The following is a 21,239-nucleotide window of genomic DNA, read 5'->3' as shown; positions in this document are numbered from 1 at the left end:
GTTGTTCCCGGAAAACCGCCGCAGTGGACGCCACAAGGGTAGGCCGGGGCGGTCGGCGACCGGGGACGGGCGGGCTCCGGTACGGATTGTCGGATTGCGACAGTTCCTTCGGTGAGGCGCTGTGGGAGCCCGATTCGTCGCCGCCCGGGGCCGACCGATAGCGTCACACTGCGTGCTCATACCGACGTACGCGCACACTACGGAGAGAGGTGGATCGTTGAGCCGCTCGGTTCTCGTCACCGGAGGAAACCGGGGCATCGGCCTCGCGATCGCCCTGGCCTTCGCCGAGGCGGGCGACAAGGTCGCCATCACCAGCCGCTCGGGTGAGGTTCCCGCGGAGCTGGCCAAGTACGACGTGCTCGCGGTGCGCTGCGACATCACCGACAACGCGCAGGTCGACGCGGCGTTCACGGAGATCGAGGCCAAGCACGGCGGGGTCGAGGTGCTGGTCGCCAACGCGGGCATCACCCACGACACCCTGCTGCTGCGGATGTCCGAAGAGGACTTCACCTCCGTCGTGGACACCAACCTGACCGGGGCGTTCCGGGTGGTCAAGCGCGCCTCCAAGCTGATGATGCGCGCGCGCAAGGGCCGGGTCGTGCTGATCTCCTCGGTGGTCGGTCTCACCGGCTCCCCGGGCCAGGCCAACTACGCCGCCTCCAAGGCCGGCCTGGTCGGCTTCGCGCGCTCGCTGGCGCGTGAGCTCGGCCCGCGCAACATCACCGTCAACGTGGTCGCCCCCGGCTTCGTCGACACCGACATGACCGCAGTGCTCAGCGACGAGCGCCGCGCGGAGATCGTCTCGGGCGTGCCGCTGGGCCGCTACGCGGCGCCCGCCGAGGTCGCCAACACCGTGCGGTTCCTCGGTTCGGACGAGGCCGCGTACATCACCGGAGCCGTCATTCCCGTAGACGGCGGATTGGGCATGGGTCACTGAGCATGAGTGGAATCCTTGAGGGCAAGCGGATCCTGATCACCGGAGTGCTGATGGAGTCCTCCATCGCCTTCCACACCGCGAAGCTCGCGCAGGAGCAGGGCGCGGAGATCATCCTCACCGCCTTCCCCCGGCCCAGCCTCACCGAGCGGATCGCCAAGAAGCTGCCGAACCCGGTCAAGGTGCTGGAGCTGGACGTCTCCAGCGAGGAGCAGCTGGCCGGCATCGCCGACCAGGTCCGCGAGCACCTGCCGACCCTGGACGGCATCGTCCACTCGATCGGCTTCGCCCCGCAGGACGCCCTGGGCGGCAATTTCCTGAACACGCCGTGGGAGTCCGTGGCGACCGCCATGCACGTCTCGGCGTTCTCGCTGAAGTCGCTCACCACGGCGCTGCTGCCGCTGATGCAGGACGGCGGCTCGGTCGTCGGTCTGACCTTCGACGCCCAGTTCGCCTGGCCGAAGTACGACTGGATGGGCCCGGCCAAGGCCGCGCTGGAGGCCACCTCCCGCTACATGGCCCGTGAGCTCGGTGACCGCAACATCCGGGTCAACCTGGTCTCGGCCGGTCCGATCGGCTCGATGGCCGCCAAGTCCATCCCGGGCTTCGCGGACCTCGCCGCCACCTGGGACACCCGCTCCCCGCTGAAGTGGGACCTCTCCGACCCGGAGCCGGCCGGCCGCGGCGTCGTCGCCCTGCTCTCGGACTGGTTCCCGAAGACCACCGGCGAGATCGTCCACGTGGACGGCGGCCTGCACGCCATCGGCGCCTGACCGCTGCCCGCACCACCGCGGCCCGGCACCCCTCCTGGGGGTGCCGGGCCGCGGTGCTGTGCGGGGCCCCGCGCGCGCCGGCGCGCACGGCGTCGGGCGTCAGGCGTCGGGCGGGGTGCAGGCGCCGATGGCACGGCCGGCCTCGACCGAGGCGCGCTGCGGGTCGCCGGCCCGGATCGCGTCGAGGATCTTGTCGTGCCCGAGGTAGCGCTCGGCGATCAGCTCCGGGCCGACGTCGTGGCGCAGGTGGGCGCGGGTGACCTCGCCGAGGTCGGCGTAGACGGCGGCGAGGACGTCGTTGTGGGCGGCGGCGACCACGGCCTGGTGGAAGGCGGCGTCGGCCTGGATGAAGTCCTCGGCGTCGCCGGAGCGCCAGGCGTCCTCGCGGCGGGCCAGCGTGGCGTCCAGCAGGGCGAGGTCGCGCGCGGTGCGGCGGGTGGCGGCCAGGCCGGCCGCGGAGGTCTCCAGGGTCACCCGCAGCTCGGCGACCTGCGACTGGTCGGCGTCGGCGAAGCGGCGGTGCATGACCCCGGCCAGCTCGCTGGTGGCCAGGACGTAGGTGCCCGAGCCCTGGCGGATGTCCAGCAGCCCGTTGTGGGCGAGGGCGCGGACCGCCTCGCGGACGGTGTTGCGGGCGACGCCGAGCTCCTCGACCAGCGCGGCCTCGGTCGGGATGCGTGAGCCGACGGGCCACTCGCCCGAGGTGATCTGGGCGCGCAGTTGCGCGATCACCTGGTCGGACAGCGGGGTGCGCCTCGGAGAGGACAGCGCCACGGGGACTCCTTGCGGCTTCGGGTCGGCGGTGGGGGCGTCGGCCGGCGGGTGGGTCGGCTTGGGGCGGGTCGGGACATCATGCCAAGTCGAGGATGCGCTAATTCATCCCATCATTCTATGATGGCTCCCATGCCTTCCGCAGCAGACACCACCACCACCCCACGGACCGGGGCCGGACCGCAGACCGAGCGGCCCGCCACCGGCGCATCCGCCTCCGCCCGCCGGGGCACGTACCTCGGCTGGCTGTTCGCCGTCGCGATCGCCGCCGCCGCCTTCAACCTCCGGCCCGTGGTCACCAGCCTCGGGCCGCTGCTCGACCAGGTCCGCACCGACCTCGGGATGAACCCGACACTGGCCGGCCTGCTGACCGCCGTCCCCTCGCTCTGTTTCGCGCTGTTCGGCTTCGCCGCGCCCGGCATGGCCCGGCGGTTCGGGCCGATCGCGGTGGTCGCGGCCGGCATGGGAGCGATCACGGCCGGCGTGCTGGCCCGCTCGTTCGCCGGCGGCACGGCGGTGTTCCTGCTGCTCACCGCGCTCGCGCTGGCCGGGGTGGCGGTCTCCAACGTGCTGATCCCGGTGGTGATCAAGCGCTACTTCCCGGAGAAGGTCGGTCCGATGATCGGCCTGTACTCCATGTCGCTGTCGGCCGGCACCGCGCTCGCCGCCGCCGTCACCGTGCCGCTGACCAGCGCGCTCGGCGGGGACTGGCGGGTCGGCCTGGGCGTCTGGGCGGCCCTCGGCGCGGTCGCGCTGCTGCTCTGGCTGCCGGTCGCGGTGACCAGGCGCGAGCGCGGCGGGAAGACCGGCGGGGCGGTCGCCAAGCTGCCGATCACCCGCAGCCGCACCGCCTGGGCGATGGCCTGCTTCTTCGGCCTCCAGGCCACCGGCGCCTACGTGGTGATGGGCTGGCTGCCGAAGATCTTCCAGGACGCCGGGGTCTCCGAGGGCACCTCCGGGGTCCTGCTGGCCCTGACCATGGTGATCGGCGTCCCGGTCTCCTTCGTGCTGCCCAACCTCGCCGCGCGCCGCGGCGACCAGCGGCTCTTCGTCGTGGTGCTGGCCTCCTGCGGCATCGCCGGGTACGCCGGGCTGGCGCTGGCGCCGGCCGGCGTGCCGTGGGTCTGGGCGACCCTGGTCGGCCTCTCCAACTGCGCCTTCCCGCTGGTGCTCACCATGATCGGCCTGCGGGCCCGGACGGCCGGCGGGGTGGCCCAGCTCTCCGCGTTCGCCCAGGGCGTCGGCTACCTCATCTCCATCCCCGGCCCGATCCTGATCGGCCGGCTGTACCAGGCCACCGGTGAGTGGTACCTGCCGCTGGGCTTCCTCGCCGTGCTGCTGGTGCCCCAGATGCTGTTCGGCCTGCGGGCCGCGCGGGCCCGGCACATCGAGGACGAGGCGGTCCTCCCGGCCGCCGCCGGCGCCGCGGCGTAGCGGGGCCGCTGACGGGCGGGCACGACCGGGGTGGGAGAATCCGGTCATGCCCGTACTCGACCCGAACCCCACCGACGGCCACAAGAAGCTCGGCCAGATCGCCGCACTGATCGTCGGCATCGTGGTGCTGCTGGCGATCGTCGCCACGGTGGCCCAGAACCTCGGCTGATCCGCCGTGCGGCCCCGCCGGGGCCGATCCGGCCGGTCAGTGACGCCGGCCGGTCCGCGCCCGCGGACCGGCCGCGGTACCGCACGCCGACCGCCGGTGAACGGCGCACGCTGACACCCGGCACCCCGGAGAGTGGCGGCAACCGGCGGCATCGCGCCCCCGGGCCGCTTTTCTGCCAAGCTTGCTGGGTATGAGCGCCGACACGCCCCGCAGGATCATCGTTCTCCGCCATGCCAAGGCCGACTGGCCCAACGGCGTCGACGACCACGAGCGGCCGCTGGCCGACCGGGGCCGCCACCAGGCCCCGGAAGCCGGCCGCTGGCTCGCCGACTCCGGCATCAACCCCGACTACGTGCTCTGCTCCACGGCCCTGCGCACCCGTGAGACCTGGAAGCTCGCCGCGCACGAACTGCCGAAGCGCGCCCGCAGGACGGTGTACGAGGACCGGATCTACGAGGCCAGCCCCGGGGAGATCATCGCCGTCCTCCAGGAGACCCCCGAGGACCACCCCGACGTGGTGCTGGTGGGCCACAACCCGGGCGTGCTCGGGCTGACCCAGGTGCTGGCCGGTGACGAGGGCGACCGGGAGGCGCTGGAGCGGCTGCGGCTCGGCGGCTTCCCGACCGCGGCCGTCGCGGTGCTCAGCTTCGACGGCTCCTGGAAGGGCGTCGAGCCGGGCGTGGCCGCGCTGGTCTCGTACTTCACGCCGCAGGACTGAGCCGAACGGCCCCCGCGCCGCCCGGTCCGGGCGCGGGGGCCGAAGAGGGGCACGAGGACCGGTCCTCGTGCCCCTCGGGTGCGTCCGGCGCCGGCTACTCGGTCGGCGTGCCGTCCAGCGCGTCGGCCGCCTCGACCTCTTCGCGGGTGATGCCCAGCAGGTACAGCACGGTGTCCAGGAAGGGCACGTTCACCGCGGTGTCGGCGGCCTCCCGGACCACCGGCTTGGCGTTGAACGCCACGCCCAGCCCGGCCGCGTTCAGCATGTCCAGGTCGTTGGCGCCGTCGCCGATCGCGACGGTCTGCTCCAGCGGCACCTTCGCCTGCTCGGCGAAGCGGGCCAGCCAGCGGGCCTTGCCGGCCCGGTCCACGATCTCGCCGACCACCCGGCCGGTGAACTTGCCGTCCACCACCTCCAGGGTGTTGGCCGCCGCGAAGTCCAGGCCCAGCTGCTCCACCAGGTGGTCGGTGACCTGGGTGAAGCCGCCGGAGACCACCGCGACCTGGAAGCCCAGCCGCTGCAGCGTGCGGATCAGGGTCCGTGCGCCCGGGGTGAACCTGACCTCGGCGCGGACCTTCTCGGTCACCCCGGCGTCCAGGCCGGCCAGCAGCGCGACCCGGGCGTGCAGCGACTCGGCGAAGTCCAGCTCGCCGCGCATCGCCGCGGCCGTCACCGCGGCGACCTCCGCCTCGCAGCCCGCGTGGGCGGCGAAGAGCTCGATCACCTCGTCCTGGATCAGCGTGGAGTCGACGTCCATCACCACCAGGCGCTTGGCCCGGCGTTCCAGGCCCGCCGCGACCACCGCGATGTCCACCCGCTGCTGGGCCGCCTCCTGGGCCAGCGCGGCGCGCAGCGTGTCCGTGGCGACACCGGAGACGGCCAGCTCGACCGCGGTCACCGGGTACTTGGCCAGCCGGAAGACGCGGTCGATGTTGCCGCCCGAGTCGGTGATCCGGGAGGTGAGCGCCGACACCGCGGCGGCGGTCAGCGGGTGGCCGAGCACGGTGACGTGCGAACGGCCCTCGCGGCGCGGCCGGTTGTCGCCGATGCCGGAGATGATCTCGGCCTGGAGCTTCTGCTCCTCGGCCCAGCGGTGCACGGTGGAACGCAGCTCGCCCTCGGCACCGGGCGCGGTCGGCGGGGTGACCAGGGCGCACAGCGTTATCCGGCCGCGGGTGACGACCTGCTCGATGTCGATGACGTCGACGCCGAACCCGGACAGGGTGGCGAAGAGACCGGCGGTGATGCCGGGGCGGTCCTTGCCGAACACCTTGACGAGCAGGGTGCGCTCGTCCTCGGTCCGGGGCTGCGGGGCGGGGAACGGCTCGGCGGCCAAGGGCGATGCGTTCATGGTGGCTCCCACGCTACCCGCCGGCCGGCGGCGCCACGGCACCCGTCCGCGTCGTGGACGGGGGTGCGGAGCGGGTGTGGGCGGTGTGCGCACCACCCGGGTGACCGGACGGTGGCGCGCGGGCGACGCCCCGGGGGCGGTGGCGGGGGTGTCCGCGAATCGTTGCCGCCTGGTCACAGTCACCGGGGGTGACTTTCACCAACGGGCGGCGGGCTGGAATGATTCCCCCCGTCGGATTCAGGACATCGCACCCCCCATCGGGGGCAAAATCGGGGGACCGAGAGAGCGGGGCAGGCGAGCAGTGCCGCAACTCGTCATTGATATCAACGGACAGCAGCGGACTCTGGAGCCGGGGCGGTCGTACACCATCGGGCGCAACCCGCAGTCGGACTTCCCGTTCGACGACGCCAGGGTCTCCTGGCAGCACGCCACCATCTCGTTCAACGGGGCCGGTTGGCAGCTCGACGACCACGGGAGCACCAACGGCACGTACACCGCCGGCGCCCGGACCCAGCAGGCCCCGCTCTTCCCCGGCGCGGTGGTCAACCTCGGCAACGCCGAGAACGGCCCCCGGCTGAGCTTCTCCGCGCCCGCCCAGGCCGCCGCGCCCGCCCCCGCCTGGCACGAGGCCGCCACCAGCCGCAGCCACGTCCCGCCCGCCCAGCAGCAGGCGCCCGCCCAGCAGCCGTGGGCCCAGCAGCAGCCGCCGGCGCAGCAGCAGGCCTACCAGCCGCCGGTCCAGCAGCAGTGGGGCGGCGGGCAGCCGCCGGCCTTCCCGCAGCAGCAGGGCTTCCCCCAGCAGGCGCCCCAGCACGGCGGCTTCCCGCAGCAGCAGGCGCCGCAGCACGAGGCCGGCGGCCCGCAGCCGACGATGATCCGCAACCTGACCGCGGGGATGAACACCGTCCGGATCGGTCGCGCGCTCGACAACGACATCGTCGTCTCCGACCTCCAGGTCTCCCGCCACCACGCCGAGCTGCGCCAGCTGCCGGACGGCCGGTACGAGATCGTCGACCTGGGCAGCCACAACGGCATCTTCCTCAACGGCCGGCCCGTCCAGCGCCAGCTGATGGGACCGCAGGACCGCCTGACGGTCGGCCACTCCAGCTTCGTCCTGGTCGGCGACCAGCTGCAGGAGTTCGTCGACACCGGCGCGGTCTCCTTCTCCGCCCGCCACCTGACCGTCGAGGTCGACTTCAAGGGCGGCAAGAAGGTCCTGCTCAACGACGTCAGCTTCGGCGTCCCGGAGAAGTCGCTGGTCGCCGTCATCGGCCCGTCCGGCTCCGGCAAGTCGACCCTGCTGCGCGCCCTCACCGGCTACCGCCCGGCCGACCGCGGCGACGTCCTCTACGACGGCCGCAACCTCTACAAGCAGTTCGCCGAACTGCGCTCGCGGATCGGCCTGGTGCCGCAGTCGGAGATCCTGCACAAGGAGCTGACCGTCCGCACCGGCCTCAAGTACGCGGCCCGGCTCCGGTTCCCCGGTGACACCGAGGCGCGCGAGCGCGAGGCGCGGATCGACGAGGTGCTCTACGAGCTGCGCCTGGACAAGCGCGCCGACAACCGGATCACCGCGCTCTCCGGCGGCCAGCAGAAGCGCGTCTCGGTCGCCCTGGAGCTGCTCACCAAGCCCTCGCTGATCTTCCTGGACGAGCCCACCTCCGGCCTCGACCCGGGCATGGACCGCGAGGTCATGCAGATGCTGCGCGGCCTCGCCGACGACGGCCGCACCATCCTGGTCGTCACCCACTCGGTGGCCGAACTCGCCCTCTGCGACCGGCTCCTGGTGATGGCTCCGGGTGGCTCGGTGGCCTACTTCGGGCCGCCGGACGAGGCGCTGCACTTCTTCGGGTACGAGACCTGGGCCGACGTCTTCCAGGCCTTCGAGAACTACCCGGACCACGACTGGGCCGGCCGCTACCGGGGGTCGGTGCACTACCAGCAGTACTCCGCCGACGTGGACGCCGGGGCCGTGCAGTCCGCCCAGATCGTCCAGGAGGCCGTCCGCCCGCCGAAGCCGCAGAGCTGGGGCTCGCAGCTGTGGACGCTGATCCGCCGCTACGCCTCGGTGCTCGCCTCCGACCGCGGGTTCCTGGCGCTGTCGATCCTGCTCCCGGCGGTGCTCGGCGCGGTCAGCGTGCTGATCCCGAACGATCCCGGGCTGGCGCCGAACCCGAAGTCGCAGCTCGGGATCAACAGCGGCGCCGCGACGATCATGCTGATCCTGGCGATCGGGGCCTGCTTCTCCGGAGCCGCCAACTCGGTCCGAGAGCTGATCAAGGAACGGGCGATCTACGAACGGGAACGGGCCACCGGCCTCTCCCGGTCGGCGTACATGATGTCCAAGATCATCGTGTTGGGCTTCTTCAGCGTGGTCCAGGGCGCGATCATCTCGGCCGTCGGCTACCTGCCGCGCAAGCTGCCCGAGCACGGTCTGATCATCAAGGACCTGCCGATCATCGAGATGAGCATCGGCCTGATCCTGCTGAGCTTCGCCTCGATGATGTTCGGCCTGATGATCTCCGCCCTGGTGAAGACCGCCGAGAAGACCATGCCGCTGCTGGTCATGTTCGCGATCATCCAGGTCGTCTTCACCGGCTGCCTCTTCCAGATCTTCAGCAAGCCGGGCCTGGAGCAGTTCGCCTGGCTGATGCCGGCCCGCTGGGGCGTCGGCATGGTCGCCACCACGCTCGACCTGTCCAAGCTGCTCGGGCCCTGGAACAAGGACTTCAAGAACCCCGAGTACGACGCGATCTGGGGCCACAACGTCGGCCAGCTGGTGCTGGACGGCGGCATCCTGATCGTGATGTCGATCGTCATCGGCGTCATCGTGACGCGCCTCCAGCGCCGCCACGAGCCCGAGGTCATGCAGAAGGGCTGATCCGCCCGCACCGCACCGCTCACCCAGGGGCGGCCCCACCCGCCGACGGGCGGGGCCGCCCCTCGGCGTGCCGGCGCCCCTCCGCGTACCGGCCCCCTCGCCGCAGGGTCTCGGGCCCTAGGTCTGGGGACCTGCTCCCCGCGCGCCCGTGGACCGACGCGGATGCCGCCCCGGCGGCGGTAGTTTGGCCGTATGCCCACCGCGCCCAGTGACCGCCGGCCCCCGGCCGGCCTGCTGCCCGTCGACCGGATCCCGGTCGGCCCGCCGGCCGCCGGCCCGCTGCCCGCCTGCGAGCCCTGCCTGGCCGGGATCGAGGCCATCAGCCAGGCCCTGCTCGCGATGAGCCGCCACCTGGAGGTCCGCGAGGTGCTGCGGCGGATCACCGCCTCCGCCCGCGGCCTGCTCGGCGCCGAGTACGCCGCCCTGGGCGTGCCCGACGACCACGGCGGCTTCGCCCAGTTCGTCGTCGACGGCGTCACCGACGAGCAGTGGCGGGCCATCGGCCCGCTGCCCCGCCAGCACGGCGTCCTCGCCGAGATGCTGCACGAGACCGGCCCCATCCGGCTCGCCGACGTGCGCGAGGCCCCCGCCTTCGGCGGCTGGCCCGCCGCCCACCCCGAGATGGACGCCTTCCTCGGGATGCCCGTCCTCGACACCGACGCCGCCGAGGACGAGCCGCACGTGATGGGCGTGATCTTCCTCGCCAACAAGCGCGGTGGCGGCGGCTTCACCGACCACGACGAAGAACTGCTGCGGATCCTCGCCGCGCACGCCGCCCTCGCCCTCTCCAACGCCCGCCTCTACGAGCGCAGCCGCGAGCTGACCCTGGCCGGCGAGCGCGCCCGGATCGCCCACGACCTGCACGACGCCGTCTCGCAGAAGCTCTTCTCGCTGCGCCTCACCGCCAAGGCCGCCGCCAAGCTCGTCGACCGCGACCCCGCCCGGGCCCGCGCCGAACTCGCCGAGGTCGCCAAACTCGCCGCCGAGGCCGCCGACGAGCTGCGCGCCGTCGTGGTCGAGCTGCGCCCCGCCGCCCTGGAGGAGGACGGCCTCAGCGCCACCCTCGCCTCGCAGGTGCAGGTCCTCGACCGCGCCCACAGCGCCGACGTCGCCTTCGCCGCCGAGGGCGTCCGCGCCCTGCCGCCGGCCCAGGAGGCGGCCCTGCTGCGGATCGCGCAGGAGGCCCTGCACAACGCGCTGCGCCACTCCGACGCCCGCAGCGTCACCGTCACCCTGACCGGCACGCCCGCGCGCGGCGCCGTCCTGCGGGTGCGCGACGACGGCCGGGGCTTCGACCCCGAGTCGGTCCGCCGGGCCGGCCGCCACCTCGGCCTGGCCTCGATGCGCGACCGCGCCGCCGCCGTCGGCGGCACGCTCACCCTGGACTCGGCCCCCGGGAAGGGGACGGTCGTCGAGATGGAGGTCCCCGGTGCCTGACACCACGCCAGCGATCCGCGTCCTGCTGGTCGACGACCACCAGGTGGTCCGCCGCGGTCTGCGCACCTTCCTGGAGGTCCAGGACGACATCGAGGTGGTCGGCGAGGCCGCCGACGGCGCCGAAGGCGTCGACCGGGCCCGGGAGCTCGACCCCGACGTCGTCCTGATGGACCTCAAGATGCCCGGCGTCGACGGCATCGAGGCGCTGCGCACGCTCAAGGGCGAGGGCAGCCGGGCCCGGATCCTGATCGTCACCAGCTTCACCGAGCACCGCACCATGGTCCCCGCGCTGCGGGCCGGCGCCGCCGGGTACGTGTACAAGGACGTCGACCCGGAGGCGCTGGCGGGGGCGATCCGCTCGGTCCACGCCGGCCACGTGCTGCTCCAGCCCGAGCTCGCGGAGGCGCTGCTCGCCGACGACGGCCCCCGCCAGCCGCAGGGCCGCGGCGCCACCCTCACCGAGCGCGAGCGCGAGGTGCTCGGCCACATCGCCGACGGGCGCTCCAACCGGGAGATCGCGCGCAGCCTGCACCTGTCGGAGAAGACGGTGAAGACGCACGTCTCCAACATCCTGATGAAGCTGGACCTCGCCGACCGCACCCAGGCCGCGCTCTGGGCGGTCCGGCACGGCGAGGCCCGCGAGGCGTAGCGGCCGGCGCGGCCGGGACGGGGGCGGAAATCAGCCCTTCTCGTCGACCAGCGCGTTGTACGCCGCCACCTGGGCCCGCCGGGCGGTCCGCCGCAGGGGGTCCAGCACCGCCTGGCGGGAGGCCATCTCCGAGGCGCTGACCGCCGCGCCGTGCCCACCCGAGGCGATCGCCAGCAGCGCCGTCACCTGCCGGGCCGACTCCAGCACCCGGACGGCACGCGGCGGGTACCCCGGGGCGAGCAGCTCGACGTGCCCCCGCCGCCGGTACGCCTCCAGCGCCCGCAGCGCCTCCGGTCCGGCCCCGGCCACGTCCAGCCGGGCCAGCATCGCCGTCGCCTCCCGCAGCCCGTCCGCCAGCTCGCGCTCCGCCTCGTGCAGCGACGGCACGTCGGCCGGGGGCGCGTCGTTCACCTCCGAGCAGCGCCAGAGCACCATCGCCGAGCGGTCCCCGACCGGCCCGAACACCTCGATCTCCGGCACCAGCCCGAGCGGCGCCCCGACCGCCAGCACGGCCTCGCCCGCGCCCAGCGCCCGGGCGTTGAACGGCGCCGGACCGGTCAGCCCGAGCGGGTGGCCGGCGGACGGCAGGGCCAGCCGAAGCCCCCGCACCCCCAGCACCCTCAGCCGCCCCAGCGCCCAGGTGAGCCCGTGCCGCTCGCCCGGCTCGTCGCCCGGCAGTCCGGTCACCCGGTGGCTCTCGTCACTGCCCAGCACCGCCGAGGCGGCGTCGTCGGGCGGTACCAGACCGGCCAACAGGGCGTTGCCCCAAGCGGCCAGCCGCCCCGAACGGGGCTCTTCGTACGGATTGTCGGCAGGAGTCGCGAGCATCCGGCCAGCCTACGGAATCGGCGGTCATCCGCGTGGCGTAGGTTTGCCCATGCGCGTGCGGCGCACCCACTCCGTGCCCACCGGCCGCCGGAGTAGGCTGCCCGCCCGCACCGACGGCCGAATTTCTGTTTTGGGGAAGGCATAGGCATGAGCGACGTGCTGGAGCTGGTGGACGTATCCGTGGTCCGGGAGGAGCGCGCGCTGGTCGACCAGGTCTCGTGGTCCATCTCCGAGGGCGAGCGCTGGGTCATCCTCGGCCCCAACGGCGCCGGGAAGACGACCCTGCTGCAGATCGCCTCCACGTACCTCTTCCCGACCACCGGCAAGGTGTCCGTCCTCGGCGAGAAGCTCGGCGAGGTCGACGTCTTCGAGCTGCGCTCCCGGATCGGCCTGGCCGGCGCCGCCATGTTCGACAAGCTGCCCCCCGGCCAGAGCGTGCTGCAGACCGTGCTCACCGCCGCCTACGGCATGACGGTCAGCTGGCAGGAGAAGTACGAGCAGGCGGACGAGTCCCGCGCGCTCGCCCTGCTGGACCGCCTCGGCATGGCCGGGCTGACCGAGCGCAAGTTCGGCACCCTCTCCGAGGGCGAGAAGAAGCGCACCCTGATCGCCCGCGCCCTGATGACCGACCCCGAGCTGCTGCTGCTGGACGAGCCCGCCGCCGGACTGGACCTCGGCGGCCGCGAGGACCTGGTGCGCCGCCTCGGCGCGCTCGCCCAGGACGAGTTCGCCCCGGCCATGGCCATGGTCACCCACCACGTGGAGGAGATCGCGCCGGGCTTCACCCACGTGCTGATGATCCGCCAGGGCAAGGTGCTCACCGCCGGTCCGATCGACACCGAGCTGACGGCGCGCAACCTCTCCAGGTGCTTCGGCCTGCCGCTGACCCTGGAGCGCCACGGCGACCGCTGGTCCGCGCAGGGCCTGCCGCTCGGCTGAGGCCCGCACCGGGCCGTGCGCCGACCGCCCGCGGGCCCCGGCCGGAGCCCGGGGAATCCGGCTGAACTCCACTGAACTGGAGCCGGTCGCACGTGCGACCGGTTTCCGCCCCTCCACCTGCGGGAACTGTCCGCCTCGAAGGCCCTTCGCTCCCTAGGATGGACACGTGGACAGCTGGATCTGGTGGCTCCTGGCCGCCGTCGGCCTCGGCATACCCCTGGTCGTCACCGCGATGCCGGAGTTCGCGATGTTCGCGGTCGGCGCGCTCGCCGCGGCCGGTGTCGCGGGGCTCGGCGCCGGGGCGGTGGTCCAGGTCCTGACCTTCGTCGTGGTCTCGGTCGCCCTGCTGGTCGTGGTCCGCCCGATCGCGTACCGACAGCTCAGGAAGGGCCCGCAGATCAAGATGGGCATCGAGGCGCTTCCGGGCGCCACCGCGATCGTCGCGGAAAGAGTCGACGGGGAGGGCGGGCGGATCAAGCTCAAGGGTGAGATCTGGTCGGCCCGCGCGCTCAACCCCGGCAGCGTGTACGAGCCGGGGCAGCAGGTCGACGTCGTCGAAATCCAGGGCGCGACCGCCCTGGTCGTCTAGGGGAGAGTCCGTGGAACCCGTCCTTATCGTCCTGGTCGTCCTGGTCGTGGTGGCATTCATCGCGCTGATCAAGACGATTCAGGTCATCCCGCAGGCCAGCGCCGCGATCGTGGAGCGCTTCGGCCGCTACACCCGGACGCTCAACGCGGGACTGAACATCGTCGTCCCGTTCATCGACCGGGTCCGCAACCGCATCGACCTGCGCGAGCAGGTCGTGCCCTTCCCGCCGCAGCCGGTGATCACCCAGGACAACCTGGTGGTCAACATCGACACGGTGATCTACTACCAGGTCACCGACGCCCGGGCCGCCACCTACGAGGTCGCCAGCTACATCCAGGCGATCGAGCAGCTGACCGTCACCACGCTGCGCAACATCATCGGCTCGATGGACCTGGAGTCGACGCTGACCTCCCGCGAGGTGATCAACGCCGGTCTGCGCGGCGTCCTGGACGAGGCCACCGGCAAGTGGGGCATCCGCGTCAACCGCGTCGAGCTGAAGGCGATCGAGCCGCCGACCTCCATCCAGGACTCGATGGAGAAGCAGATGCGCGCCGACCGTGACAAGCGCGCCGCGATCCTCACCGCCGAGGGCGCCCGGCAGGCGCAGATCCTGCGGGCCGAGGGTGAGAAGCAGGCCGAGGTGCTCAAGGCCGAGGGTGAGGCGCAGGCCGCGGTGCTGCGCGCCGACGGTGAGGCCGCCGCGATCCGCACCGTCTTCGAGGCGATCCACGACGGCGACGCCGACCAGAAGCTGCTCGCCTACCAGTACCTGCAGACCCTGCCCGAGCTCGCCAAGGGCGACTCCAACAAGCTGTGGATCATTCCCAGCGAGGTCGGCGACGCGCTCAAGGGCCTCGGCGGTGCCTTCACCGGCCTGGCCGGCAACGGCGGCATCAACGGCGGTGCGGCCGCCGCCCCCAGCGCCCCGGCCCCGGCCGCGACCCAGGTCCCGCTCGACCCGGCGGCCGGTCCGCGCCCGCTGGACACCGACACCAAGGGCGCCGCCCGCCCCCGGGTGGACCCGGCCCGCGAGTACCGGAAGATCGACCCGGAGTGAGCTGAGCCCGTCCCACGCGACGCCGAGGGCCCGCCACCCGTCTCGCACGGGTGGCGGGCCCTCGGCTTGCCCCGCCTCCGCCCGGCATTGGTGGTGCGCCCGCCCGGCCTCCGTCGTGCGCCTGTCGTGCGCCTGTCGTGCGTCCGTCGTGCGTCCGTCGGCTCCGGTGAACGGGCGTGTGGTGTACGTCCCGAATCGTGGGCGGACCCTGGTAGCGGCACCCCGCCGTCCGGCATGATCGCCTCGGACAGGTCCGAGACGAGAGGTGGCCCATGACGCTCTGGGAGGCGATCGCCGTCCTGGTGGCGGGTGTCGGCGCGGGGATGATCAATGTGATCGTCGGCTCCGGGACCCTGATCACCTTCCCGGTGCTGCTCGCCGTCGGCATCCCGCCGGTCACCGCCAACGTCTCCAACGCCTTCGGCCTGGTGCCCGGCTCGCTCAGCGGTGTGATCGGCTACCGGCGGGAACTGGCCGACCAGCGCCGCCGGCTGGTCCGCCTCGGCATCGCCGCCCTCCTCGGCGGCCTGGTCGGCGCCGTGCTGCTGATCGAGCTGCCGAGCAGCGCCTTCGACACCATCGTGCCGGTGCTGATCCTGCTGGCCCTCGTCCTGGTGGTGATCCAGCCCCGGGTGGCCAAGGCGGTCGCCGCCCGTCGCCGGCCCGGGGGCGACCCCGACGGCGGCCTGGCGCTGCTCGCCGGCGTCTTCCTGACCGGCATCTACGGCGGCTACTTCGGTGCCGCGCAGGGCGTCCTGCTGCTGGCCCTGATGGGCATGCTGCTCCAGGAGGACCTACAGCGGATCAACGGGGTGAAGAACGCGCTGGCGATGATCGTCAACGGCGTCGCCGCGGTGTTCTTCCTCTTCACCTCGACCATCAACTGGGCCGCCGCCGGGCTGATCGCCGTCGGCTCGCTCTGCGGTGGCCTGCTCGGTGCCAAGGTCGGGCGCAAGCTGCCGCCGCCGGCGCTGCGCGGGGTGATCGTGGTGGTCGGCCTGGTGGCCGTCACCAAGCTGCTCGTCAGCTGACGGTCCGCCGGTCGCCGGGGTGCTTCTCGACCTGTCCGAGCTGTCTGACCTGTTCGACGTGTTCCCGGAATTCGATGGGGAGGAAGCCATGGCCCTGGAGATGCGCGACACCTGCGAACGTTGCGCGGTGTCGCTGACGGCGGACGGCCCGGCGTCCCTATGCTCCTACGAGTGCACCTTCTGTCCGGACTGTGCCGAGGCCATGGCCGCCACCTGCCCCAACTGCGGCGGCGAACTGGTGCCCCGTCCGCGCCGGAGGGCCTGACCCTTCACCAGTCACCCCCGACACCCGGGAGCGGTTCGATGAGCAGCAGAGCGCGTCTGACGGAGGACGAGATCACGGCCGCCCTGGCCGACCTGCCGGAGTGGAGCCGGGACGGCGACAGCATCGTCCGCACCGCCGACGCGGCGGACTTCCCGGCGGCGATCCGGGTGGTCGTCGCGGTCGCGGAGCAGGCGGAGGCGCTGGACCACCACCCGGACATCGACATTCGCTGGCGGACGCTGCACTTCGCGCTCTCCACCCACAGCGCGGGTGGCCTCACCTCGCTGGACGTCACCCTGGCCGGCCGCATCGACGCCGCCCTGCGGGCCGAGTCCGCCTGACGCCTCCCGGGCCTGTCCCGCACCTGCCCGCACCCGTGCCGCACCGACCTCGTGGTGCCTCAGGGGGCCTCCTTCCGGCCCCGTCGAGGCCGGAAGGAGGCGCTCCGGGCGGCGTGAGATGCTGACTGCCGCATCGCCGGCGGTCGGGAGGGACGGAACGGATGGCGCAGGATCCCCTCGGAGACGCCGCACAGCAGCCGTGGTACCCGCAGCAGGACTGGCAGACGGTGTACCCGGACCAGCAGCAGTGGCAGGGCGGCCACGGGTACGACGGCGGTACCGGCCACCCGGCCGACGGCCACCTGCCGCACGGCCACGGGCAGGGCGGCTACCCGCAGACCGCGTACCCGCAGGCTCTGTACCCGCAGACGGGCTACCCGGAGACCGGCTACCCGGAGACCGGCTATCCGCAGACGGGCTATCCGCAGGCCGGATACGCGGAGTACCCCCAGACCGGGTACGGCCAGGGCGGGCAGCACCAGCCGTCCTACCCGTACGGCGACTACGAGCAGCAGCGGTACGCCCCGTACGCCGTCCCGCAGCAGCCGACCGGTGAGGAGCTGTACGCCCCGGCGGGTGCCGCGTACTCCACCGACGGCTATGTGCGGCCCGAGCCTGAGCCTGAGCCTGAGCCGGTCGGCGAGCCCGAGCCGGTTGACGAGCCCGAGCCGGTTGACGAGCCCGAGCCGGTTGACGAGCCCGAGCCCGCCCCGGCCGCCGTCGTCGCGTCGAAGCCCGCCGGTGGTGGCCCCCGGTCGAGCGGGCGGCGCCGTGGCGCCGCGGTGGACGTGCGCGCGGACGCGGACGCGCGGGGGGCCGGGAAGCGGTCCGCCGGCTTCGGGTCCAAGGCCCGGGCCGCGGCCGACGCGGTGGCCTCCGCCGACCACGCCCCCGGCCGGCGGGCCCTGATGGTCCGGACCGGCGCCGGGGTGGCGGCGCTCGGCGTCCTGGTGGCGGCGGCCGTGACGGTCGGTGCGCAGGGCGGCGGCACGGCCGCCGCCGGGGGAGAACCGGGCTTCACCGTCGCCCACGCCAAGGCCTGGTCGGCCCAGCCCGCCGCCGCACTCCAGCCGGGCACCGACGACACGCTGGTCGGCAGCTGGCTGCTGGCCGACGCGGTGGTGCGGGCCGATGCCACCGGCGTCCACGCCTACGACCTGGCGGCCGGCAAGCCGACCTGGTCGGTTCAGCCCCCGGTGGCCGGGGCCGCTCCCTGCGGGCTCTCGGCGGGCGTCAACCAGGCCGGTCTGGGCGCCGTGCTGTTCCGGAGCCGGCCGGACCCGAAGAGCCCGTGCACGGTGGTGGCCGCCGTCGACAGCAGGACCGGTCGGACGGCGTGGAGCAAGCCGCTCTCCGATGCGAAGGGCGGCTACACCGCGCGGGTCGGCGTCACCGAGGACAAGGTGATCGCGGTCGGCGACGACCACGTGGTCGCCTGGGAGTCGGCCGACGGCACGGACGTCTGGCAGTACACCGGGCAGGGCAAGTTCTGCACCCTCTCCGGTGGAGTCACCGGCAAGACCGTCATGGTGGCGAGCTCCTGCGCCGACTCCACCCCCGTCGACCAGGCCGTCTCGCTGAACACCGCCGACGGCAAGGTGAGCTGGTGGCGCGGCCTCAACAACCAGCCGAAGACGGTCACGGTGCTCTCCGCCGAGCCCTCCGTGGTGCTGACCACGGGGGCCAGGCCGGAGGACGACAAGGTGTTCGCCTGGGGCCCGGCCGGCGACCCGGCCGCCGAGATACCGGTCGCCGCCGGCGAGGGCAGGCTGGACGCCGCCCACGGGACGTTTTCGGCCACCCCCGGTGTCTTCTTCCAGGACCGGACGATGGTCACCACGCTGGCCCCGGCGAACGGCGGCGGTGCGATCTCCGTCGTCGGGTACGACCTGGACAGCGGCAAGCAGCGCTGGAAGGCGGCCGCCGCCGAGAAGGGCGTCGCCCGGGCCGTCGGTGTCGACGGCGGCGCGCTGGTGCTCGCCGCCGACGAGCGCCTCGAACAGCCCGCCCACCTCAGCCGCTTCGCGCTCGCCGGCGGCCAGGAGACGGTCGGCGGCAACTTCCCGCAGGGCACCGGCTCGCTGCTGGTCTCCGGCCGCGTCCTGATCGGCGGTGGCCGGGTCGTCGCGGTGCCCGAGCACTCGGCCAACTTCGGGATAGCGGCCGGGTACCAGGCCAAGGGCTGAGCCCCGGCCCTCCGGGGCCCAGCCCTTCACGGCCGGGGCGGCTACGCGGCAGAGGCGGCCACCGGGGCAGGCAGCCAGTCCGCCAGGTCCCGGAGGTCCGAGCCGCGCAGGCCGAGCGCCATCATCAGGGTGGCCTGCGGGGTCGGGACGAACGGCTTGCGCAGCAGCTTCATCCCCGCCTGCTCCGGCGTCCGGTCGGCCTTGAGCTGGTTGTCCTCGGCGCAGGCGGCCACCGTGTTCAGCCAGCTGTCGGCGCCGCCGCGGGAGCGGGGCTGCAGGTGGTCCACGGTGGTGGCCCGGCGCCCGCAGTAGGCGCACAGGTGCTGGTCCCGGACGAGGACACCGCGGCGGGACCACGGAGCCTGTTGTCGGAACGGCACCCGCACGTAGCGTTGCAGTCTGATCACCCGGGGCACCGGGACGGAGACGCCCGTACCGCGGATGCTCCGCAGCGGATGGGCCTGCTCGACCACGGCCTTGTCCTGGAGCACCAGGACCACGGCGCGCTGGAGCGACACCGTCGTCAGGGGCTCGTAGCTCGCGTTCAGAACCAGCGTGTTGCGCACTGCGGCACACCCTTTCCCCGGGCGTGCCACGGCGGCACGACCGTCTCCACACACGTCACTGCCGCCGCACGGCGGTGGGACCACTCTGAAGGGGCCCCGGGCCGACGAACAACGGAATTTCCGGTGGAGGCGAGGGGTGGGGCAGGGGAGGGGGAGCGTTCCGCCGGGAGTCCGCGCGGCCCGCAGGAGCGCTGCGGACGGCCGCCCGGTCGGACGCCTCGGCGAAAACCCCGTGGCCGGGACCGCGTAGGCTCTACCACGCTGGAGCCGTTCCGTACCGGGGCCCGACCGAACCGGGTCCGTACCGGGCGGACGCCCGATCCAAGGAGAAGCGTGACCGTGACGGACATCGTCGACGAGCTGCGGTGGCGTGGGCTGATCGCCCTGTCCACCGACGAGGACGCACTGCGCAAGGCGTTCGCGGACGGCCCGGTCACGTTCTATTGCGGCTTCGACCCGACGGCCCCCAGCCTGCACCTCGGGAACCTGGTGCAGATCCTGACCATGCGCCGCATCCAGCAGGCGGGGAACCTCCCGCTGGGCCTGGTCGGTGGCGCCACCGGCCTGATCGGCGACCCCAAGCCGACCGCCGAGCGCGTCCTGAACGACCCCGAGACGGTGGCCGGCTGGGTCGACCGCCTGCGTGGCCAGATCTCGCGCTTCCTCGATTTCGAGGGCCCGTACGCGGCGCGCATGGTCAACAACCTGGACTGGACCTCCGGGATGTCGGCCATCGGCCTGCTGCGCGACGTGGGCAAGTACTTCCGCGTCAACAACATGATCGCCAAGGAGGCCGTCTCGCGGCGGCTCAACTCCGACGCGGGCATCAGCTACACCGAGTTCAGCTACCAGATCCTCCAGGGCATGGACTACCTGGAGCTGAACCGCCGCTACGGCTGCACGCTGCAGACCGGTGGCAGCGACCAGTGGGGCAACCTGACCGCCGGCACGGACCTCATCCGCAAGGCCGAGGCCAAGTCCGTGCACGCGCTGGCCACTCCGCTGATCGTCAAGGCGGACGGCACCAAGTTCGGGAAGACGGAGTCGGGCACGGTCTGGCTCGACCCCGAGCTCACCACCCCGTACGCCTTCTACCAGTTCTGGCTGAACGCGGACGACCGGGACGTCTCCACCTTCCTGCGGATCTTCAGCTTCCGTTCGAAGGAGGAGATCGAGGAGCTGGAGCGCGAGACCACCGAGCGCCCCGCCGCCCGTCTCGCCCAGCGCGCACTCGCCGAGGAACTGACCACCCTGGTGCACGGCGCCGAGCAGTACGACCGCGCGGTCGCCGCCTCCAAGGCGCTCTTCGGCCAGGGTGACCTCGCCGACCTGGAGGCGCCGACCCTGGCCGCCGCGCTGGCCGAGGTGCCGAGGGCCGAGGTGGCCGAACTCCAGCCGGTGGTCGACCTGTTGGTCGCCGTGGGCCTGGCGCCGAGCCGTTCGGCCGCCCGCCGGACGATCAAGGAGGGCGGCGCGTACCTCAACAACGTCAAGGTGACGGACGAGGAGGCGGTGCCGGCCGAGGCCGACCTGCTGCACGGCCGCTGGCTCGTCCTGCGGCGTGGCAAGCGCAACCTGGCCGCCATCGAGTTGGTTTCGGCCGGCTGAAAAAGCACCACCGCTGACCTGCGGCTTTGAGTATGGAGGGCCGGATCTGGACAGATCCGGCCCTCCGGTGTTTGACGTCCTCCTCCGACTGGCCTAGTGTTGGACGAGTCGCTGAAGCGGGCGGACACACGGCGAGCCGAGAGGCAGCCGGGGGTCGGCCGAGCGGCCATCGCAATCGGCAAGTCCAACTCTCACTCGTCGCCCATTAACTTGGGTCGCTCGGCGTTTTCGTCGAACGGTGGGAGCGGGGAATTTCGGGCCAGTCCCGGAATAAGCTAATGTGGAGGTCGCCGCAGAAAAGCGGACCTTCCCAGCAAGGGTCGGATGAATGAAACTCCGGAAAACGGAGCGGAAAACATCTGGTAAGCTGGAAACACGAAAGAACGAAGCGCCCGGAGGGCCCGCTGGAAGGCGGTCCGAAGGAAGTGTCCGTTCCTTGAGAACTCAACAGCGTGCCAAAAGTCAACGCCAGATATGTTGACATCCCCGGCCTCGATCGTCTGATCGGGGTTGGAGATTCCTTTATGAAGTAAACACTAGCGAGGACGCAGTGCGCGGGGCCGCCCTATTCCGGTGGTTGCCGTGCCGCTCGACGCGAGTGCCGCTCGATTACGAGCAGACATTCACGGAGAGTTTGATCCTGGCTCAGGACGAACGCTGGCGGCGTGCTTAACACATGCAAGTCGAACGGTGAAGCCCTTCGGGGTGGATC

Annotated in this window: 20 protein-coding genes and 1 rRNA gene; 17 read left to right on the top strand and 4 right to left on the bottom strand. The window is 72.6% G+C overall.

The window, feature by feature from the left end:
* Window positions 1-217 precede the first annotated feature (217 nt).
* Window positions 218-937 (top strand): 3-oxoacyl-[acyl-carrier-protein] reductase, encoded by a 720-nt coding sequence (gene fabG / locus ACZ4UX_RS18275; RefSeq protein ID WP_329490138.1) that lies wholly within the window; start codon window positions 218-220, stop codon window positions 935-937.
* A 2-nt stretch (window positions 938-939) separates the two neighbouring features.
* A complete protein-coding gene (gene fabI / locus ACZ4UX_RS18270) occupies window positions 940-1,707 on the top strand; it encodes an enoyl-ACP reductase FabI (protein ID WP_329490139.1) in 768 nt (255 codons plus the stop codon).
* Window positions 1,708-1,806: 99 nt separating this feature from the next.
* Here fabI and ACZ4UX_RS18265 read toward each other — a convergent pair whose 3' ends face one another.
* Entirely contained in the window at window positions 1,807-2,481 is a 675-nt protein-coding gene (locus tag ACZ4UX_RS18265) for a FadR/GntR family transcriptional regulator (RefSeq protein ID WP_329490140.1), read from the bottom strand.
* 129 nt (window positions 2,482-2,610) lie between these two features.
* On the opposite strand from ACZ4UX_RS18265, the gene ACZ4UX_RS18260 reads away from it, so the two are divergent.
* From ACZ4UX_RS18260 to ACZ4UX_RS18250, 3 genes are all read left to right on the top strand, one after another.
* Window positions 2,611-3,912 carry a CynX/NimT family MFS transporter gene (locus ACZ4UX_RS18260; RefSeq protein WP_329490141.1) on the top strand — a complete coding sequence of 434 codons (1,302 nt, stop codon included), beginning with the start codon at window positions 2,611-2,613 and terminating at the stop codon, window positions 3,910-3,912.
* Between the two features lie 46 nt (window positions 3,913-3,958).
* Window positions 3,959-4,081 (top strand): SGM_5486 family transporter-associated protein, encoded by a 123-nt coding sequence (locus tag ACZ4UX_RS18255; protein ID WP_329490142.1) that lies wholly within the window; start codon window positions 3,959-3,961, stop codon window positions 4,079-4,081.
* A gap of 190 nt (window positions 4,082-4,271) precedes the next feature.
* Window positions 4,272-4,799: a SixA phosphatase family protein gene (locus ACZ4UX_RS18250; protein ID WP_352297539.1), complete on the top strand. Its 528-nt coding sequence runs from the start codon at window positions 4,272-4,274 to the stop codon at window positions 4,797-4,799.
* Window positions 4,800-4,893: 94 nt separating this feature from the next.
* On the opposite strand, the gene serB is transcribed toward ACZ4UX_RS18250, so the two are convergent.
* The gene (gene serB / locus ACZ4UX_RS18245; RefSeq protein ID WP_465707398.1) at window positions 4,894-6,150 is read right to left on the bottom strand and encodes a phosphoserine phosphatase SerB; all 1,257 of its coding nucleotides are present in this window, start codon (window positions 6,148-6,150) and stop codon (window positions 4,894-4,896) included.
* Window positions 6,151-6,451: 301 nt separating this feature from the next.
* Between serB and ACZ4UX_RS18240 the strand changes: the two genes are divergently transcribed.
* From ACZ4UX_RS18240 to ACZ4UX_RS18230, 3 genes are all read left to right on the top strand, one after another.
* Window positions 6,452-9,031 (top strand): FHA domain-containing protein, encoded by a 2,580-nt coding sequence (locus ACZ4UX_RS18240; protein WP_465707397.1) that lies wholly within the window; start codon window positions 6,452-6,454, stop codon window positions 9,029-9,031.
* A 339-nt stretch (window positions 9,032-9,370) separates the two neighbouring features.
* Window positions 9,371-10,468, top strand: coding sequence for a GAF domain-containing sensor histidine kinase (locus ACZ4UX_RS18235; protein WP_352297545.1), 1,098 nt, complete (start codon window positions 9,371-9,373; stop codon window positions 10,466-10,468).
* On the top strand, window positions 10,461-11,117 hold the full coding sequence (locus tag ACZ4UX_RS18230; RefSeq protein WP_329490146.1) for a response regulator transcription factor: 657 nt from the start codon (window positions 10,461-10,463) through the stop codon (window positions 11,115-11,117). Before ACZ4UX_RS18235 ends, ACZ4UX_RS18230 begins: the two co-directional genes overlap by 8 nt.
* A 30-nt stretch (window positions 11,118-11,147) precedes the next feature.
* Here the strand turns inward: ACZ4UX_RS18230 and ACZ4UX_RS18225 are convergent, their stop codons facing one another.
* Window positions 11,148-11,945 carry a hypothetical protein gene (locus tag ACZ4UX_RS18225; protein WP_329490147.1) on the bottom strand — a complete coding sequence of 266 codons (798 nt, stop codon included), beginning with the start codon at window positions 11,943-11,945 and terminating at the stop codon, window positions 11,148-11,150.
* A gap of 147 nt (window positions 11,946-12,092) precedes the next feature.
* Here ACZ4UX_RS18225 and ACZ4UX_RS18220 point away from each other — a divergent pair, with 147 nt between their 5' ends.
* From ACZ4UX_RS18220 to ACZ4UX_RS18190, 7 genes are all read left to right on the top strand, one after another.
* The gene (locus ACZ4UX_RS18220) at window positions 12,093-12,884 is read left to right on the top strand and encodes an ABC transporter ATP-binding protein (protein ID WP_465707396.1); all 792 of its coding nucleotides are present in this window, start codon (window positions 12,093-12,095) and stop codon (window positions 12,882-12,884) included.
* A gap of 166 nt (window positions 12,885-13,050) precedes the next feature.
* The gene (locus tag ACZ4UX_RS18215) at window positions 13,051-13,473 is read left to right on the top strand and encodes an NfeD family protein (RefSeq protein ID WP_329490149.1); all 423 of its coding nucleotides are present in this window, start codon (window positions 13,051-13,053) and stop codon (window positions 13,471-13,473) included.
* 10 nt (window positions 13,474-13,483) lie between these two features.
* Window positions 13,484-14,530 carry an SPFH domain-containing protein gene (locus tag ACZ4UX_RS18210; RefSeq protein ID WP_329490150.1) on the top strand — a complete coding sequence of 349 codons (1,047 nt, stop codon included), beginning with the start codon at window positions 13,484-13,486 and terminating at the stop codon, window positions 14,528-14,530.
* A gap of 272 nt (window positions 14,531-14,802) precedes the next feature.
* Window positions 14,803-15,561, top strand: coding sequence for a sulfite exporter TauE/SafE family protein (locus tag ACZ4UX_RS18205; RefSeq protein WP_465707395.1), 759 nt, complete (start codon window positions 14,803-14,805; stop codon window positions 15,559-15,561).
* Window positions 15,562-15,649: 88 nt separating this feature from the next.
* Entirely contained in the window at window positions 15,650-15,826 is a 177-nt protein-coding gene (locus ACZ4UX_RS18200) for a DUF1272 domain-containing protein (RefSeq protein WP_329492298.1), read from the top strand.
* Window positions 15,827-15,864: 38 nt separating this feature from the next.
* The gene (locus ACZ4UX_RS18195) at window positions 15,865-16,167 is read left to right on the top strand and encodes a 4a-hydroxytetrahydrobiopterin dehydratase (RefSeq protein ID WP_329490152.1); all 303 of its coding nucleotides are present in this window, start codon (window positions 15,865-15,867) and stop codon (window positions 16,165-16,167) included.
* Window positions 16,168-16,328: 161 nt separating this feature from the next.
* Window positions 16,329-18,353, top strand: a complete 2,025-nt coding sequence (locus ACZ4UX_RS18190; RefSeq protein ID WP_465707394.1) for an outer membrane protein assembly factor BamB family protein — start codon at window positions 16,329-16,331, stop codon at window positions 18,351-18,353.
* Between the two features lie 41 nt (window positions 18,354-18,394).
* Here ACZ4UX_RS18190 and ACZ4UX_RS18185 read toward each other — a convergent pair whose 3' ends face one another.
* On the bottom strand, window positions 18,395-18,919 hold the full coding sequence (locus ACZ4UX_RS18185) for an HNH endonuclease (RefSeq protein WP_329490154.1): 525 nt from the start codon (window positions 18,917-18,919) through the stop codon (window positions 18,395-18,397).
* 339 nt (window positions 18,920-19,258) lie between these two features.
* On the opposite strand from ACZ4UX_RS18185, the gene tyrS reads away from it, so the two are divergent.
* Window positions 19,259-20,527 (top strand): tyrosine--tRNA ligase, encoded by a 1,269-nt coding sequence (gene tyrS / locus ACZ4UX_RS18180; RefSeq protein ID WP_465707525.1) that lies wholly within the window; start codon window positions 19,259-19,261, stop codon window positions 20,525-20,527.
* A 622-nt stretch (window positions 20,528-21,149) separates the two neighbouring features.
* Window positions 21,150-21,239, top strand: a 16S ribosomal RNA gene (locus ACZ4UX_RS18175); the annotation flags it as partial.

The organism is Kitasatospora sp. NPDC028961 (assembly GCF_055564815.1).
The sequence above is the reverse complement of the archived record's forward strand: the minus strand, read 5'-3'. Positions and strand labels throughout refer to the sequence as shown.